This is a genomic window from Blautia sp. An81, from assembly GCF_002161285.1.
Lineage (GTDB): Bacteria > Bacillota > Clostridia > Lachnospirales > Lachnospiraceae > Blautia > Blautia ornithocaccae.
Genome location: NZ_NFHH01000024.1, coordinates 30,520 through 46,564, shown reverse-complemented (window position 1 = coordinate 46,564; position 16,045 = coordinate 30,520). Strand labels below are relative to the sequence as shown.

18 protein-coding genes, 1 tRNA gene and 1 riboswitch are annotated in these 16,045 nt (G+C 43.9%); of the genes, 15 read left to right on the top strand and 4 right to left on the bottom strand.

Annotation, left to right across the window (positions count from 1 at the left end):
- Positions 1 to 67 precede the first annotated feature (67 nt).
- Entirely contained in the window at positions 68 to 985 is a 918-nt protein-coding gene (locus tag B5G33_RS16645) for a helix-turn-helix domain-containing protein (protein WP_087418432.1), read from the bottom strand.
- Positions 986 to 1,109: 124 nt separating this feature from the next.
- On the opposite strand from B5G33_RS16645, the gene B5G33_RS16640 reads away from it, so the two are divergent.
- The 11 genes from B5G33_RS16640 (at position 1,110) to dnaB (ending at position 9,630) form a co-directional block, all read left to right on the top strand.
- Positions 1,110 to 1,183, top strand: a tRNA-Met gene (locus B5G33_RS16640).
- Between the two features lie 118 nt (positions 1,184 to 1,301).
- Complete coding sequence (locus tag B5G33_RS16635) at positions 1,302 to 2,471, top strand: hypothetical protein (protein ID WP_087418431.1); 1,170 nt, start codon at positions 1,302 to 1,304, stop codon at positions 2,469 to 2,471.
- A gap of 32 nt (positions 2,472 to 2,503) precedes the next feature.
- Entirely contained in the window at positions 2,504 to 3,286 is a 783-nt protein-coding gene (gene srtB / locus B5G33_RS16630) for a class B sortase (protein WP_087274445.1), read from the top strand.
- A gap of 42 nt (positions 3,287 to 3,328) precedes the next feature.
- Positions 3,329 to 4,054, top strand: a complete 726-nt coding sequence (locus B5G33_RS16625) for an NAD-dependent protein deacylase (RefSeq protein WP_087418430.1) — start codon at positions 3,329 to 3,331, stop codon at positions 4,052 to 4,054.
- 13 nt (positions 4,055 to 4,067) lie between these two features.
- Positions 4,068 to 4,256: a DUF951 domain-containing protein gene (locus B5G33_RS16620; RefSeq protein WP_087274441.1), complete on the top strand. Its 189-nt coding sequence runs from the start codon at positions 4,068 to 4,070 to the stop codon at positions 4,254 to 4,256.
- Between the two features lie 138 nt (positions 4,257 to 4,394).
- Positions 4,395 to 4,682: a 30S ribosomal protein S6 gene (gene rpsF / locus B5G33_RS16615; protein ID WP_087274439.1), complete on the top strand. Its 288-nt coding sequence runs from the start codon at positions 4,395 to 4,397 to the stop codon at positions 4,680 to 4,682.
- Positions 4,683 to 4,762: 80 nt separating this feature from the next.
- Positions 4,763 to 5,218, top strand: coding sequence for a single-stranded DNA-binding protein (locus tag B5G33_RS16610; protein ID WP_087274437.1), 456 nt, complete (start codon positions 4,763 to 4,765; stop codon positions 5,216 to 5,218).
- Between the two features lie 31 nt (positions 5,219 to 5,249).
- Positions 5,250 to 5,513 (top strand): 30S ribosomal protein S18, encoded by a 264-nt coding sequence (gene rpsR / locus B5G33_RS16605; RefSeq protein ID WP_087274435.1) that lies wholly within the window; start codon positions 5,250 to 5,252, stop codon positions 5,511 to 5,513.
- Positions 5,514 to 5,749: 236 nt separating this feature from the next.
- On the top strand, positions 5,750 to 7,795 hold the full coding sequence (locus B5G33_RS16600) for a DHH family phosphoesterase (protein ID WP_087274461.1): 2,046 nt from the start codon (positions 5,750 to 5,752) through the stop codon (positions 7,793 to 7,795).
- Entirely contained in the window at positions 7,792 to 8,238 is a 447-nt protein-coding gene (rplI, locus tag B5G33_RS16595; protein ID WP_087274433.1) for a 50S ribosomal protein L9, read from the top strand. Before B5G33_RS16600 ends, rplI begins: the two co-directional genes overlap by 4 nt.
- 63 nt (positions 8,239 to 8,301) lie before the next feature.
- Entirely contained in the window at positions 8,302 to 9,630 is a 1,329-nt protein-coding gene (gene dnaB / locus B5G33_RS16590; RefSeq protein WP_087274431.1) for a replicative DNA helicase, read from the top strand.
- An 86-nt stretch (positions 9,631 to 9,716) separates the two neighbouring features.
- On the opposite strand, the gene thiC is transcribed toward dnaB, so the two are convergent.
- Complete coding sequence (gene thiC, locus B5G33_RS16585; RefSeq protein WP_087274429.1) at positions 9,717 to 11,024, bottom strand: phosphomethylpyrimidine synthase ThiC; 1,308 nt, start codon at positions 11,022 to 11,024, stop codon at positions 9,717 to 9,719.
- 181 nt (positions 11,025 to 11,205) lie between these two features.
- Positions 11,206 to 11,312, bottom strand: a riboswitch (TPP riboswitch).
- 114 nt (positions 11,313 to 11,426) lie between these two features.
- Between thiC and B5G33_RS16580 the strand changes: the two genes are divergently transcribed.
- A complete protein-coding gene (locus B5G33_RS16580; RefSeq protein WP_087274427.1) occupies positions 11,427 to 11,936 on the top strand; it encodes a helix-turn-helix domain-containing protein in 510 nt (169 codons plus the stop codon).
- Between the two features lie 124 nt (positions 11,937 to 12,060).
- On the opposite strand, the gene B5G33_RS16575 is transcribed toward B5G33_RS16580, so the two are convergent.
- A complete protein-coding gene (locus B5G33_RS16575) occupies positions 12,061 to 12,231 on the bottom strand; it encodes a DUF362 domain-containing protein (protein WP_087274425.1) in 171 nt (56 codons plus the stop codon).
- Between the two features lie 232 nt (positions 12,232 to 12,463).
- On the opposite strand from B5G33_RS16575, the gene B5G33_RS16570 reads away from it, so the two are divergent.
- The gene (locus tag B5G33_RS16570; protein WP_087274422.1) at positions 12,464 to 12,664 is read left to right on the top strand and encodes a DUF1858 domain-containing protein; all 201 of its coding nucleotides are present in this window, start codon (positions 12,464 to 12,466) and stop codon (positions 12,662 to 12,664) included.
- A 92-nt stretch (positions 12,665 to 12,756) separates the two neighbouring features.
- Here the strand turns inward: B5G33_RS16570 and B5G33_RS16565 are convergent, their stop codons facing one another.
- Positions 12,757 to 13,518 (bottom strand): adaptor protein MecA, encoded by a 762-nt coding sequence (locus B5G33_RS16565; RefSeq protein ID WP_087418429.1) that lies wholly within the window; start codon positions 13,516 to 13,518, stop codon positions 12,757 to 12,759.
- Between the two features lie 460 nt (positions 13,519 to 13,978).
- On the opposite strand from B5G33_RS16565, the gene B5G33_RS16560 reads away from it, so the two are divergent.
- The gene (locus tag B5G33_RS16560; protein ID WP_087274418.1) at positions 13,979 to 14,212 is read left to right on the top strand and encodes a hypothetical protein; all 234 of its coding nucleotides are present in this window, start codon (positions 13,979 to 13,981) and stop codon (positions 14,210 to 14,212) included.
- A gap of 104 nt (positions 14,213 to 14,316) precedes the next feature.
- Positions 14,317 to 16,035, top strand: coding sequence for a glycosyl hydrolase family 18 protein (locus B5G33_RS16555; RefSeq protein WP_087418428.1), 1,719 nt, complete (start codon positions 14,317 to 14,319; stop codon positions 16,033 to 16,035).
- Positions 16,036 to 16,045: the final 10 nt, after the last annotated feature.

Sequence of the window (16,045 nt, the reverse complement as noted above, 5' to 3'; positions counted from 1 at the left end):
TCTGGTAACTCATTATAATGTGCAAAAACAAGAAGGTCTTACAAATATTTGATTAAAAACTACGATATTATGACTTTTCCAAAGAATAATGTTTTCGATACTGGAGGGGCGTAAAGCCTGTATGCTTTTTAAATTCCCGGAGAAAGTTCCCCAGATTATTAAAGCCGCAGTCCAGGCAGATCTCCATAATAGGGGCGTCAGTGGCCTGAAGGAGGGTGATCGCCTGTTTGATACGGTATCCATTAATATAGGTAACAGGTGATTTCCCCAGAGCTTTTTTAAAAAATCGGCAGAAGTACTGCTCATTCATATTAGCGTTTTCTGCCAGATTGTGGATGTATATTTTTTCCTGATAGTGGTTTCGTATAAATTCCAGGGAAGACTTGATGATGCGGACGCGGTAATCATCGGTTTTCTCCGGCTGGGTCAGGAGAGAAAACGAAGACAGGGTTCCCAGGATCTTCAGAAGTCCGGCCCGGATAAAAAGCTGGGAGGGAATGTCTTCAGTCACGGTTTCATATTCCACAGACAGAAAAAAACCAGTCTGGTGAAAAACATTCAGAATGTCCAGGTATTCCTTTTTGATTCTGAAAAAAGCCGGATGGGAGATGTCCAGAAAACGAGGGAGCTGGATTTCGCCTCTGGTGAGAGGCTGCATGAGCCGGGTCTGAGCCAGGTCATAATGTTCAAAATTCAATATACAGGGATGAAAGACAATGGCAGATTCAGTAGCAGGAGAAGAACATTCTACAGAATGGATCTCTCCGGGATTTACAAAGAAAAAACACTCCTGTTCAATAGGGAAGCTTTCCATATTGATAGTGACATTGAAAGTGCCCTTCATAAAATAAAGAATTTCTATTTCATCATGCCAGTGATGCTTTACGCCGTCCCAGGGAGTATTGTCAAAAACTTCATAAAGTCCGCAGGGGAATACAGAAGTTCCATGATCTTTCTGCTCTTTCAGTTTTGATGTCTGGTTCATAGTCTCCTCCTTTCATAGGATAAAGGATAACATAGATAATTTGAGGGAACAAGGAAAAATTGGATGAGGGTTGACAAAGCATTATCAGAGGACTATACTTATAAAGAAGAGATAAATATATCGCCGCGGGGTGGAGCAGTCTGGAAGCTCGTTGGGCTCATAACCCAAAGGTCGTAGGTTCAAATCCTACTCCCGCTATTTGAAGAAAAGCCAGTGACAGTATTCAGGTCATTGGCTTCTTTTTTACTGAGATTTGAGTGTAGTTCTTGAAAGAAATATGGTAAAATGGGGATATCAGGGTGAAGGAGGGTGAGCGATGAAATATACCTGCAGCCTATGCGGCGGAAAACTGAAAGATGGTGTCTGTACAGAGTGCGGTATGGACAATCGGAAGTCCGATGAAATGTATCGGAATTGTTTAAACCGGTCAAAGTATGACCATACCTCTATGGGAACTATGAGCCATGTTCACACAGAGGAAGGAGCAGAGAACTATAAGCAGCCGGTACTGAACGAAAATAGGAATAAAAGTACCGGGAAAAGCAAAGGAGAAAACCCCAGGAAGAATTCGGCAGCGGACTGGAAAACAATGGCAGGAACTGCTTTGCCAAAAAAACAGGAAAGAAAAGGCGGATATAAGAGCACGGATTTAAAAAACATAAAGGGATTTTCTTCGGCTTCAGTCCAAAAGAAAAATAAGCCTTCCAAGCTTATTGCCTTGGCTATCCTTATAGCAGTAGTAATTTTAGTAATGCTGGGCTTGTCCATGGCCAGCTTTATTGGCCAGGCCACAGACAACGGGTCATCTGTGGTGAACTATGAATATGTAGAAGTACTGGAAGAGATTCCAGCCCAGGGTGAACACTGGGACAATGAACTTCCGGCAGGCATGTACATGGTAGGAGTAGACATACCAGAGGGAGAATATGTTGTGTCAGGTCAGGATGGAAGCAGCTTTGAGGTTCATGACAGCACACATTCTATTTATTACCAGGAATCTTTTGGAACAGAGGAATATGAGATTGAACAGGCCGAAGGCGTTCCCTTATTTAAAGGCGCCCTGGTCTGTGTAGATGGAATGAATCCAGTATCTTTTGCATCAGAGAATGCCCAGACACAGGTACTGGAATCCAGGATTTCGAATCCTCTTGCTGAGGCAGTGGATGCTACGGGGATTATGACAGCCGGAGTAGATTTCCCTGCGGGAACTTATGATATACAGCCTACAGGAGATAACTTCGGATACATTACATATGAGATTCCTTATGAAGACCCCTACAGTGAGGGTGAGCAGTCCTACTATTCCTTTGGAATCATGTTAGAGCGGGAACCGAGTGAGGAATATCCGGAATACTCCTCGGCATATAGGAATGTAGTCCTGCCGGAAGGGGCTATTGTAAATGCTGAAGATTATTCCTGCCAGTTAGTGCCCAGCAGCAGTATTATCTCAGAAGATTACCAAAGTTATTATGAAAATATGTATTAAAAACAGGGGATGGTCCTGAACGGGAGCGGAACATGAGCAAGACTAAGAAAAAAAGAAAGACAGCAGGTGACATTCTGCGATATATCATATTGATCATAGCTGCCTGCGTATTTGTGTTTTCAGCGGTACAGCTGGGAGGGATTTTTCTGGAATATCAAAAAGGAACCCAGGAGTATGACCGTATCCGGGAGTATGTACAGGAAGATACCAGTGACCAGGAGGGTACAGAAGGAGAACAGGCAGAACAGCCGGTGCCTCCCACTGTGGACTGGGAGAGCCTGAAAGGGATAAATCCTGATATCATCGCATGGATTCAGATTGAAGGTACGGAAATCAGCTATCCGGTGGTACAGGGAACAGACAATGATTACTATCTCCATCATACCTTTGAAGGAAACTATAATTCTGCAGGTTCTATCTTCATTGAGTATACTAACAGCAGTGACTTCCAGGACTGCAACACTATTATCTATGGACATAATATGAGGAACGGCTCCATGTTCGGCCTTCTCAGAAAATATTTCCAGAGTCAGGAATCTCTTCCAGGCCATTATGTCTGGATATGCACTCCGGATAAGAATTATCGGTATGAGATTTTTTCCAGCCATGTAGTAGATGCAGCCGGAGAAGTATATACTCTGTTTTCAGGACCGGACCAGCAGTTTGAACAGTATCTGGCAAATATGAAAGCCCAGTCTCTGGTAGACTTTGGAGTAGAAGTGACAAAGGAAGACAAGATTATTACGCTCTCTACCTGCACAGGAAATGACGCCACCCGTTTTGTAGTACAGGCAAAAAGAGAAGGAGAGTATTAGACGTAAAACAGGGAGAAAGATTTCAGACCAGGAGGGATGAGCATGAGAGATGAAGCAGTGGAAAGACTGCAGAAAATGATTTCTGAAAGTGAAAATATTGTGTTTTTCGGTGGAGCCGGTGTTTCCACAGAAAGTGGGATACCAGATTTTCGGAGTGTAGACGGCTTGTACCATCAGCAGTGGGATTATCCTCCTGAGGTGATTTTGAGCCATAGTTTCTTTATGAAAAATCCGGAAGAATTTTATCGTTTTTACAGGACAAAAATGCTTTGTGAAGCCCAGCCCAATGAAGCTCATAAAAAACTGGCTGCATTGGAAAAAGCGGGAAAGCTGAAGGCGGTTGTTACCCAGAATATTGATAATCTCCATCAGATGGCAGGAAGCAGAAAGGTTCTGGAACTTCACGGAAGTGTTTATAGAAACCATTGTATGAAATGCGGGAAATCTTATGATATTGAGTATATAAAAAGTACCCAGGGAGTGCCCAGATGTGAAAAGTGCGGAGGGATCATCAAACCAGATGTGGTCCTTTATGAAGAAGCTCTGGATTCTGATGTGCTCCAGGAATCTGTCAGGGCGATTTCCCAGGCGGAAATATTGATCATCGGTGGAACTTCGCTGTCCGTATATCCGGCAGCTTCTCTTATTGATTATTTCAGAGGAGACCATCTGGTAGTCATAAACAGAGATCCAACACCCCGGGATAATATGGCTGAACTTCTGATCAGCCAGCCCATAGGGGAAGTTTTTGCACAGATACAGGAGTGATGAGGAAAAGAATATGAAATTTGATTATGAAGTAGGGGATATTGTCAGATTAAAAAAACAGCATCCCTGTGGAAGCAGTGAATGGGAGATTCTGAGAGTGGGAGCGGATTTCAGGCTGAAATGCATGGGCTGTGGTCATCAGATCATGATCGCCAGGAAAGCCGTGGAAAAAAGTGCCAGAGAATTGAAAAAAAAGGCTTGAATATCCTTTGGTTTTATGTTAGAATAAGCAACCGTGATATATTATTTCAGGACAGAATAGTGTTTCCCGACACGTTCTGCAATCCTTGTTCCCTGACCTGATCAGGGGGCCAAAAGACCAAAAGGAGGTACAACAAGCATGAACAAATACGAATTAGCATTAGTCGTTAATGCAAAGCTGGAAGATGAAGCTCGTGCGGCAGTAGTAGAAAAAGCAAAAGGCTATATCACCCGCTACAACGGAAACATCACAGAAGTTGAAGAATGGGGCAAGAAAAGATTAGCTTACGAGATCCAGAAAATGCGCGAGGGATATTACTACTTCATCCAGTTTGAGGCTGACGCTACAGCACCTGCTGAAATCGAGCGTCATGTCCGCATTATGGATAATGTATTAAGATATTTAGTTGTGAAAAAAGAGGCGTAATCCGCAGACCGCATATCAGAATCCATTTAAAATTACTGATTCTGAATAACGTATGTTTAAGTATTATATGAGGTGATGATATGAATAAAGTAATTTTAATGGGTCGTTTAACAAGAGATCCTGAGGTGAGATATTCCGCAGGAGACAACGCAACAGCAGTTGCAAGATATACGCTGGCTGTTGACCGTCGTTTTAAAAGAGACGGAGAGGCTACGGCTGATTTTATCGGCTGTGTAGCTTTTGGAAGACAGGCAGAGTTTGCAGAAAAATATTTCCGTCAGGGAATCAAGATCCTGGTAACAGGACGTATCCAGACCGGCAGCTATACTAACCGTGATGGAAACAAAGTCTATACCACAGATGTGGTAGTGGAGGAGCAGGAATTTGCAGAGAGCAAGGCTGTAAGCGACAGCCATGTGGGACGTGCACCCGCAGGAGCGCCGACACCTTATGAAGCACCTTCTCCCAGTGCCGCGTCAGCAGATGGGTTTATGAACATTCCTGATGGAATTGACGAGGAGCTGCCCTTCAGCTAAGAGCGGCCAATATTGATAGGAGGTAAAGACCATGGCTTACGAAAAAGGTAATAGACCAGATTCTCCAATGAAGAGAAGAGGAGGACGCAGAAGAAAAAAAGTTTGTGTATTCTGCGGACAGGAAAACAACGAGATCAGCTACAAGGATGCAAATAAATTAAAAAGATACGTTTCTGAGAGAGGAAAAATCCTTCCCAGAAGAATCACAGGAAACTGTGCAAAGCATCAGAGAGCTCTGACTGTAGAAATCAAGAGAGCAAGACATATGGCTATCATGCCTTATGTACAGGACTAATTAAAAATGCGAGGCGTGCTGCTTGAGCAGCGCGCCTTATTTTTATCCTATAGGAAAGTCCTCTGGACTGCCCTATAGGATAAAAAAGTCTTCCCGGGGTGATGCACACGCGGCAGGGGAGTATTCCACAGGTAAATTAAAAGTTGTGCTGTTATTAAAATAATGGTATAATATATCAGAATATCTATTAATGGAGGACTGTTAAATCGCATTTTAATATGCATGCAGGTGAAGTTATGGACGGAAAAATAAAGATTAAAGGTCAGCTGAAATTTTACATGCAGTGGCCTATGATACTGACGGTTTTGCTGGTGTTCATGGACATTCTGGTGTTTACAGTTGACAGGAAAGCCGGAGGACTGGTAAGCATTTTTGTTGCGGCATATGTTTTAATTGTGGTTTTTCTGTATTTTCACAGCAGAGCAGTCATTATGAACGAATTGATCTCCTTCGCCACCCAATATGGGCAAGTTCAGAAAACCTTGCTGAAGGAATTCATCGTACCCTATGCACTGTTGGATTATAATGGAAAAATCCTGTGGATGAATGACGCTTTTGCGGCCCTTTCAGGAAAAAATCGGAGGTACCGGAAGTCAGTGACCAATCTGTTTCCGGAGCTGACCAAGGACAAACTGCCTACAGAGCGGGAGGCAGAGGTGACTTTCCAGTATGAAGAAAAAGATTACCGGGCAGTTATGCGGCCTATATCTATTCAGCGTCTGCTGGAGGAATCCGGACTGGTAGAGCCTGAGGGAAATAATGATCTTACTGCCCTGTATCTCTTTGATGAGACAGAGCTGAATCAGTATATCCGCCAGAAAGAAGATGAAAAGCTGGTTACAGGCCTTCTGTATCTGGACAATTACGAAGAAGCCCTTAACAGTGTGGAAGAAGTAAGGCGTTCTCTTCTGGTAGCTTTAATCGAGAGAAAGCTGAACAAATATTTCGGCGAGGTGGATGGGCTGATCAAAAAGCTGGAAAAAGACAAGTTTATTCTTGTAATGCGTCAGCGCTCTCTGGAAGAGTTAAAGAAAAAACGGTTTAATATCCTGGAGGATGTAAAGACTGTCAATATAGGAAATGACATGGCGGTGACCATCAGCATCGGTATTGGCATTAACGCCCCCAGTTACTCCCAGAATTACGAATATGCCCGTATTGCCATTGACCTGGCTCTGGGGCGCGGCGGTGACCAGGTGGTGATCAAGGACCGGGATCAGATGACTTATTTCGGTGGTAAATCTCAGCAGATGGGCAAGAGCACCCGTGTAAAGGCCCGTGTAAAAGCCCATGCCCTCCGAGAATTTATGGTGAGCAAGGATAAGGTAGTGGTTATGGGACATAAGATCCCTGATGTGGATTCCATAGGTGCCGGCATTGGTATTTACCGGGCAGCTAAGTCCTTGAATAAGAAAACCCACATCGTTGTAAATAATCCTACTATGTCTGTGCGTCCCATCATTCAGACTTTCAAGGATAATCCGGATTATGATGAAAATATGTTCATCAGCAGCGATGAGGCCAGAGATATTGTAGATGACAATACAGTAGTGGTGGTGGTAGACACCAATAAGCCCAGCTACACAGAGTGTGAAGACCTTCTCCACATGAGCAAGACCATTGTAGTCCTTGACCATCACAGACAGGGAAGTGAAGTAATCCAGAATGCAGTGCTTTCTTATATTGAGCCCTACGCTTCCTCAGCCTGCGAGATGGTTGCGGAAATCCTTCAGTATTTCTCGGATGACATACGGATTTACAACATAGAGGCAGACGCCCTGTATTCAGGAATTATTATTGACACCAACAATTTTACTTCCAAAACAGGGGTGCGTACTTTTGAAGCTGCTGCCTTTCTGAGAAGATGCGGTGCCGATGTAACCAGAGTAAGGAAGATGTTCCGGGATGATCTCCAGTCTTACCGGGCAAAGGCAGAGGCTATCCGCCATGTAGAAACCTACAAGGGATGTTTTGCCATAGCTGTCTGCCCTACAGAGGGCGTGGACAGTCCTACAGTTGTCGCTTCACAGGCGGCCAATGAACTGCTGAACATCGACAGTGTGAAAGCAACTTTTGTTCTGACAGATTATCAGAATAAGATTTTTATCAGCGCCAGGGCCATTGATGAGATAAATGTACAGCTTGTCATGGAACGGATGGGCGGAGGCGGCCATATCAATATGGCAGGCGCTCAGCTTCCGGGAGCTACAGTGGAAGAAGCAATCGCTCAGTTAAAAGAGACTCTTGACCAGATGATTCACGAAGGAGACATAGAGATATGAAAGTAATTTTAATCGAAGATGTAAAGTCCCATGGAAAAAAGGGGGACATTGTAAATGTAAGCGACGGCTATGCCAGAAATATGCTGTTTCCAAAAAAACTGGCAGTGGAGGCAACACCGAAGAACATTAATGAACTGAAACTCCAGAAAGCCCACGAAGAGAAGGTGGCAAAAGAAAATCTGGAGGCTGCCAAAGCCTTTAAAACAGAGCTGGAGACAAAAGAAGTAACGGTAAGTATTAAAGTAGGAGAGAATGGCAGGACCTTTGGCTCTGTGTCTACAAAAGAAATCGCAGAAGCCGCTAAGGAACAGCTGGGCTACGATATTGATAAAAAGAAAATGCAGCTTCCGTCTCCGATCAAGGAACTGGGAACTACCATGGTACCTGTAAAGCTCCATCCTAAAGTAACTGCACAGTTAAAAGTGGTTGTCAGAGAAGCTTAATGGGCGGACAAGTTATTGTCTGACTGAGAATATGGAGTTACGCTAGAAGGGAGTTTCCTCAGTATGGAAGAGGCATTGATGAAAAGGATACTGCCCCACAGTATGGAAGCGGAGCAATCGGTCATCGGTTCTATGATCATGAGCAGAGATGCTATTATCGAAGCCTCAGAGATCATAACCGGGGCAGATTTCTACCAGCAGCAGTACGGGATAGTATTTGAGGCTATGGTAGAGCTCCATGATGAGGGAAAAGCGGTAGATCTGGTAACCCTTCAGGAGAGACTGAAAGAGAAAGACCTGCCGCCGGAAATCTCCAGCATGGAATTTGTGCGGGACCTTCTTTCCGCAGTGCCTACCTCGGCAAATGTAAAATACTATGCAGAAATCGTGGCAGAGAAAGCTATGCTGCGAAAGCTGATCAAAACCACGGAGGAAATCAGCAACGCCTGTTATCTGGGAAAAGAAAAGACACAGGATATTCTGGAAGTTACGGAGAAAAAAATTTTTGACCTGGTCCAGAACAGGGGAAGCCAGGAATATGTGCCTATCCGCCAGGTGGTGCTGAACGCCATAGAAAAAATTGAGAAGGCTTCCAGAAATCAGGGAAGTGTTACGGGAATTCCCACCGGGTTTATCGATCTGGATTATAAGACCTCCGGATTTCAGCCCTCAGACCTTATACTGGTAGCGGCGAGGCCTTCTATGGGAAAGACGGCTTTTGTCCTGAACATTGCCCAGTATATGGCTTTTCACAACAATGTAACCGCTGCCATCTTCAGTCTGGAGATGTCTAAGGAACAGCTGGTAAACCGTCTTCTGGCCCTGGAGTCCAAGGTGGATTCTCAGAATATCCGTACAGGAAACCTGGAGGATGAAGAATGGGCCAAGCTGATAGAAGGGGCAAATGTTATCGGAAATTCCAATCTGATCATTGATGATAAGCCGGGCATTTCTATTTCAGAGCTGAGATCTAAGTGCAGAAAATATAAAATGGAGCATAATCTGGGTATTATCTTTATCGATTATCTCCAGCTGATGACTGGCAGCGGAAGAAGCGAGTCCAGGCAGCAGGAAATTTCAGATATATCCCGTTCCCTGAAAGCCCTTGCCAGAGAATTAAATGTTCCTGTAGTTGCTCTGTCACAGCTGAGCCGTGCAGTGGAACAGCGGCCTGATCACAGACCTATGCTTTCCGACCTGAGAGAGTCAGGAGCTATCGAGCAGGATGCCGATGTGGTCATGTTTATCTATCGTGATGATTATTATAATAAAGACTCTGAAAATAAGAATATTGCAGAGATCATCATCGCAAAACAGAGAAATGGTCCTATCGGTACGGTAAACCTGGTATGGATGCCAAATTATACGAAGTTTGTGAATATGAAAAAATAAGAGCTGTCGCATTAGATAGAGTCGAGAATATTTATACATTTTATTCCTGATATATGTCTAATGTGACAGCTCTTTTTACTGAAAGATCATTCGTCGTAGATGCTGACGATTTCTCCTTCCAGGATACGGTTCATGTTCTTTACTGCACAGAAGTTGCCGCACATACTGCAGGTGTCTTCTTTTTCCGGTTTTGCCTGAGCTCTGTAGCGTCTGGCCTTTTCAGGGTCAATGGACAGACGGAACATTTCTTCCCAGTCCAGATTTTTTCGGGCTGTGCTCATCTGACGGTCCCAGTCGGCAGCTCCTTTAATACCCTTTGCGATATCTGCAGCGTGGGCTGCGATCTTTGAAGCGATAATGCCTTCTTTTACGTCATTTACATCAGGGAGTCTCAAATGTTCTGCCGGAGTTACATAGCAGAGGAAGGAGGCACCGTTGGCTGCTGCAATAGCACCGCCGATAGCGGCTGTAATATGGTCATATCCAGGAGCAATATCGGTTACCAGAGGTCCCAGTACGTAGAAAGGCGCTCCCTGACAGATGGTCTGCTGTATTTTCATGTTGGCCTCAATCTGATTCAGAGCCATATGTCCCGGTCCTTCAATGATTACCTGGACATCCTTTTCCCAGGCCCGTTTAGTCAGTTCTCCCAGAGTTACCAGTTCTTCAATCTGAGAGATATCTCCTGCGTCTGCAATGCAGCCAGGTCTGCAGGCGTCTCCCAGGCTCAGAGTTACATCGTATTCCCGGCAGATATCCAGGATATGGTCGTAGTGCTCATAGAAAGGATTTTCTTCACCGGTCATCTCCATCCAGGCAAAGATAATGGAGCCTCCTCTGGAAACGATATTAGTAAGACGTTTATTTTTCTTGAAACGTCCGGCGGTAGCTTTATTGATCCCTACATGGATGGTCATAAAGTCCACTCCGTCTTTGGCATGCATCTCTACAATATCAATCCATTCTTTGGAAGTGATTTCCTTCAGGGGTTTGTGATAGTAGACAACGGCATCGTAGATAGGAACAGTTCCGATGATTGCAGGGCACTGGGCAGTGAGTTTTCTCCGGAATTTCTGGGTATCACCGAAGGAACTAAGGTCCATAATGGATTCTGCCCCCATTTTTACTGCGTCATTTACTTTTTCAAGTTCCATATCCAGGTCTTTCCAGTCTCTGGAAGTACCAAGATTTACATTGATTTTTGTTTTCAGCATAGAGCCGATAGCATTAGGCTCCAGGCAGGTATGGAGCTTGTTGGCAGGAATCACGGCCTTTCCCTGGGCCATCAGCGCCTGAAGCTCTCTGACATTTATTTGTTCCTTTTCTGCCACTGCCTCCATCTGAGGGGTGATAATTCCCTGGCGGGCAGCGTCCATCTGTGTTGTATAGCTCATAGGTTTCCTCCCATTAAATATTGCCGGAGAATTTCTGAAGGATGTGAGTAAAATGATGATTCCCTGGCGGGCAGTGCTCCGCCGGTGGGATTCTGACTGGAGAACATTTCTGCAAAACCCGAAGGACTTTTCTATAGAAAAAATCTGCACCTAAATAGGGTGCAGATATAGAAATACTCCATGTATGCTATATAACACTCCCTACGTTGGCATGATCCAAATCAGGTAATACAGGTCGAAGTCTCAGGCGCTTCCTCTCAGCCCTTCAGGGCTCCCTGGCTGTTTTTCTTAGTGTATCATCCAGGATAGGACTTGTCAACGCTTTTTGTCGAACATATTTTCTTGCATTTCAGGACAGGTCTGCTATAATTGTTGGAGAGAAAATGTGAAAGGGGTCAGTATATGGAGGAGACCATTTACTCAGTTTCTCAGGCAGTAAAGTTTTTGGAGGTTCAGTCCCATGTGCTGCGGTACTGGGAGGAAGAACTGAAATTGCCGATAAAGAGAAATGAGATGGGACACAGATACTACACCCGATGGGATATTCAGGTATTCCTGAGTATAAAGGAACTGAAGAAAAGGGGGTATTCTCTGAAGGAGATTGGAGAACTGACGCCCTTTTTCTACAAAAATGAGACTCTCAGGAAGGACAGGACCGGAGAAAAGAAAAAGACAGAGGGAGCTCAGAGAAAAAAAGAACAGGGAAAAATCCCTCCGGAATTTATGGAGCTTATCAGCCGGCTTGTAGAGCAGCGGCTTCAGGAACAGAATTCAGAGGAAGCCCGTTATAAAAGACTGGACCAGCGAATCAGAGACTGTCAGCAGTCCAGAAGAGAGGTGGCTGCGTCGGCGGAGAAAAAAGGCCAGGGAAAGAGAAGGCTGCTGGGAAGGACCGGAAGGAAAAAGAATTAGCAGAAAAGGAGTTGTGGAATGTGCCATGGCTCCTTTTTTATCTATAGGAAAGTCCCTTTCTCTATAAAACAAAAAAAAAGACTGGTACACAAAATCCTGTGTACCAGTCAGCAAATGTAAATAATTAGCCTTCTACAATAGCTTCTGTAGGACATACACTTGCGCATGTTCCGCAGTCAACACATGTATCAGCGTCGATTACATATTTGGAATCTCCTTCAGAAATAGCTTCTACTGGACATTCTCCTGCGCATGTTCCGCAGCTTACACATTCGTCTGTAATTACGTATGCCATGGTTGTACCCTCCTTTATAATTCTGAATATGTAATTCAGTTACTACGCTTATTCTAATATATTTATTTCAAGAATACAAGTCTTAAATTCGGTACAATACATGGGAATCTTATTATTGACTGTACGGGTAGTGCACTAACAGGTTATGTGACCGAAAATGGATAAAAACAGTTGAATATACTGGGAAAAGGGATTATAATAAAACAGAAAAAATTTTAAGGAGGAAATATCCATGAAAGTAACACCAGAGATGACAATCGGTGAATTGATCCGTTTAGATGAGAATATCGTTCCAATTTTAATGAGAGCCGGTATGCACTGCATCGGATGCCCTTCTGCTCAGGGAGAGTCTCTTGCAGAGGCCGCTATGGTTCATGGAATTAACGGAGATATGTTAGTTGCTCAGATCAACGACTACCTGGAAAATAAATAATTCCATATTCGGAGAGAAGAAAATGCAAAATCAGCCTTTTCATGTCAGAGACATAAAAAGGCTGATTTTTGTGTCCTTGGAAAACAGACATCTTAAATCTGGGTCAGCTTGCTTAAGGCAGAGTTCGCTATCATGCAGCCGCCGTGTTCCATTAAGAAGGCTTCCTTAGCCGCTGAGGAAGAGTGGCCTTTTCCGTATTCGGAAAGCATATTGCAGACCTTATTGAAATCTTCAGGAGAAGTTCCAGCCTGATGGAGGATCAGGGAGTAGGAACCATTCTTCTCGTCTTTGTACAGAGCGCTTTCACCGGTGAAGAAGTTATTTAACCCATGGGCAGCCTCAATCACTGCATCTAAAGTGGGGAAAGTGTACTCCCGCATAAGGTTTACGGAAATAGCCGGCTCTGCCGGTTTGGAAGATGCAGGTGAAGCCGGACTTTTTTCTTTTTTCCGGTTTTCTGCAGCCTTGGATTTTGCTTCATAGATTTTTTTGAAGATATCCAGGATATCATCAGCACCCTCCAGCTCTATGCCAGTGCCCTCGGAACTGCCGTTTCCGGAGCTTCCGAAAGGTGTAAATTTAGAAAAACGAGTATCCAGTTCTTCAGGGTCTTCTACCTTGGATATTATTAAGATAATACTGTCTGATGAAACGGGAATTGCTTCAATCATCAGTGGAATATTGTCAGCTTCAAAACCAAATTCTGTATTAGCCTGCTGCATCATATCGCGGAAAAGATCTTTTGCCTTTTCACTGCCGTAGGCCAGTTCGCTGAGTCTGATATGTCTTTCTTCAAGGTCAGATTTAGTAAGAGTACAGCGGATTTGGTTTTCGTTAATCTTTTCTATTTTCATTTTTAGTCACATCCTATCTAATATGATTCATTAAGATGTTATTTTCCATTTCATATTATATACTATGCAACACAAGCTTGTAAAGAAGGAAATACTTGCTATTGCCGGAGGATAATGGTATAATGACTTTCAGATAGAGAAGGCGGTTCTGTATCTTATTACAGAAAGGGGTGAAAACTTCAGCAGCCTTCGGGATTTTCAGATTGTTCTTTTCAGATTCATTGTCGCAGCATTCTGCTGCAAGCGGAGGATACGTTCTGTATTGCCGCATATTTCCAGGCAGGAGACAGGAATAACGCTATATTTGTGTCATCAGAAATCAGACAGAGAGTTTTGCAGAGAGTGATTTTAACAGGGACAGCCTCCTCTATCGGCTAAAGGAGTTTTAAATGGAGAGGATTATGCGGGAAAGGAGCTGCAGGTGAAATAATATATCACGGGAAAACCTGCGTTAAAAAGAATGAAGAAAAAAGAAAGACAAAGACTCCATCGGGAACTGCAGATATATTGCAAAAAGGGGATTCCACTGCTCTTAAACGGGAAGCAGACCACAGCAAAACAAATAGAGAAGGCATGTCAGATTGCAGAGATGGGAGAATATATGCGGGATTATATACAAGATGAACAGGGAAAGATTCAGGGATTGTCCTTTGATTTTATTGGAGAAACCGGCTTTCAATTGTATACAAAATAGAAAAAAACTGAAAAATTCATGAAATCCTGGAAGAAAATAATGACGGCGAGGAAAAATATGCTATAATACACATGAGCCAAAAGATAATGAAGAGGAGCTGAAATATGGCAAAAAAAAGTAGAAGAAGGAGAAGGAGGCGCAGCAGCAGGCTGGCTCCGGTTCTGGTCGCTTTGCTTCTGATCATTTTAGTGGGAGCAGCGGGAGTGATCACAAGTGCCATACGGCGATATACTCCCTCAGATGCCAGGATGGATTTAGCAGACTATTATCAGCAGGGAGCCGCAAATGAATTATCCCTGGTTTTACAAGATAGCATAAGTACTTCCAAAGGGAAAATAGAGGATGGGATTGCATACATTCCTTATCAGGTGATAACAGAGGAACTGAACGGAAGATTTTACTGGGACCAGGAAACCCAGCAGATGTTGTATACACTGCCCACGGAAATCATGGAGATACAGCCGGAAAGCAGCAGTTATACCAGAGAAGGGGAAACAGTCACAGAAAACTATCCAATTGTAAGGCAGATAGACGGGGAATATTATATTGCACTTGATTTTTTGGAACAATATATGAAAATTCAGGGAACCGTCTATGAGAATCCGGCAAGAGCCGTGATCCTTTACAAATGGGAATCTGTCCGTACAGTAGAATCCAGCAAAGAGACTCAGGTACGCTATCAGGGAGGGATCAAAAGTCCGATCCTGAAAGATGTGGAAGCCGGAGAACAGATGATTTTACTGGAAGAGCTGGATAATTGGTCCAGGGTAATGACTGAAGATGGAATTGACGGATATGTGGAAAACAGCGCTCTGTCATCAGCAAAAGAGACAGAATATACCTATACAGGCAGCTATGAGGAAAACTTTACCAGTTTGACCAGGGATCATAAGATTAATCTGGCCTGGCATCAGGTTACTTCAGAAGCTGCAAATCAGGCTTTTGCCGCAGATACCCAGAATATGACGGGAGTAAATGTAATTTCCCCCACCTGGTTTTCTGTAACCAGTACCCAGGGGAATATTTCTTCTCTTGCAAGTGAAGATTATGTGCGGCAGGCCCATGAGAAAGGTCTGGAAGTATGGGGACTGATTGATAATTTTAATGAAAATGTGAGCGCCCTGGAAACTCTTTCTGTCCGCAGTGCAAGACAGCATATCATTGATATGTTGATTTCAGAAGCAAAGCGGGTGGATATGGATGGGATTAATGTGGATTTTGAGTCGCTGACAGAGGAAGAAGCTGTCCATTTTATCCAGTTTATAAGGGAGCTTTCTGTTGCCTGCAGGAATAACGGGCTGGTTTTGTCTATAGACAATCCAGTGCCCCAGTACACGGCTTTCTATAACCGCAGGGAACAGGGAATTTTGGCTGATTATGTGATCATCATGGGATATGACGAGCACACAGTTGGCTCTGAAACAGCAGGATCTGTTGCATCTCTCCCATTTGTGGAAGAAGGGATTACCCAGACACTTTCAGAAGTGCCTAAGGAGAAGGTGATCAACGGTGTGCCTTTCTATACCCGGCTGTGGACAGAGGCTAATAATGGAACAGTGACCAGTGAAGTCTGTAGTATGGACCAGGCAGATGCCTATGTAGAACAGTATGGCATGGAGGTGTACTGGAATACCGATATGTCACAAAATTATGCGGAGGCAACTGTGGACAATAAAGTCCTGAAAATGTGGCTGGAAGACGAGGAGTCTCTGGAGGAAAAAATGAAACTTATCCAGGAATATGATCTGGCCGGTGTGGCTGAATGGAAGCTTGGCTTCCAGCGAGATGATGTCTGGGCCATTATCAGTAAATATGTACAATGAGAAAGATAAG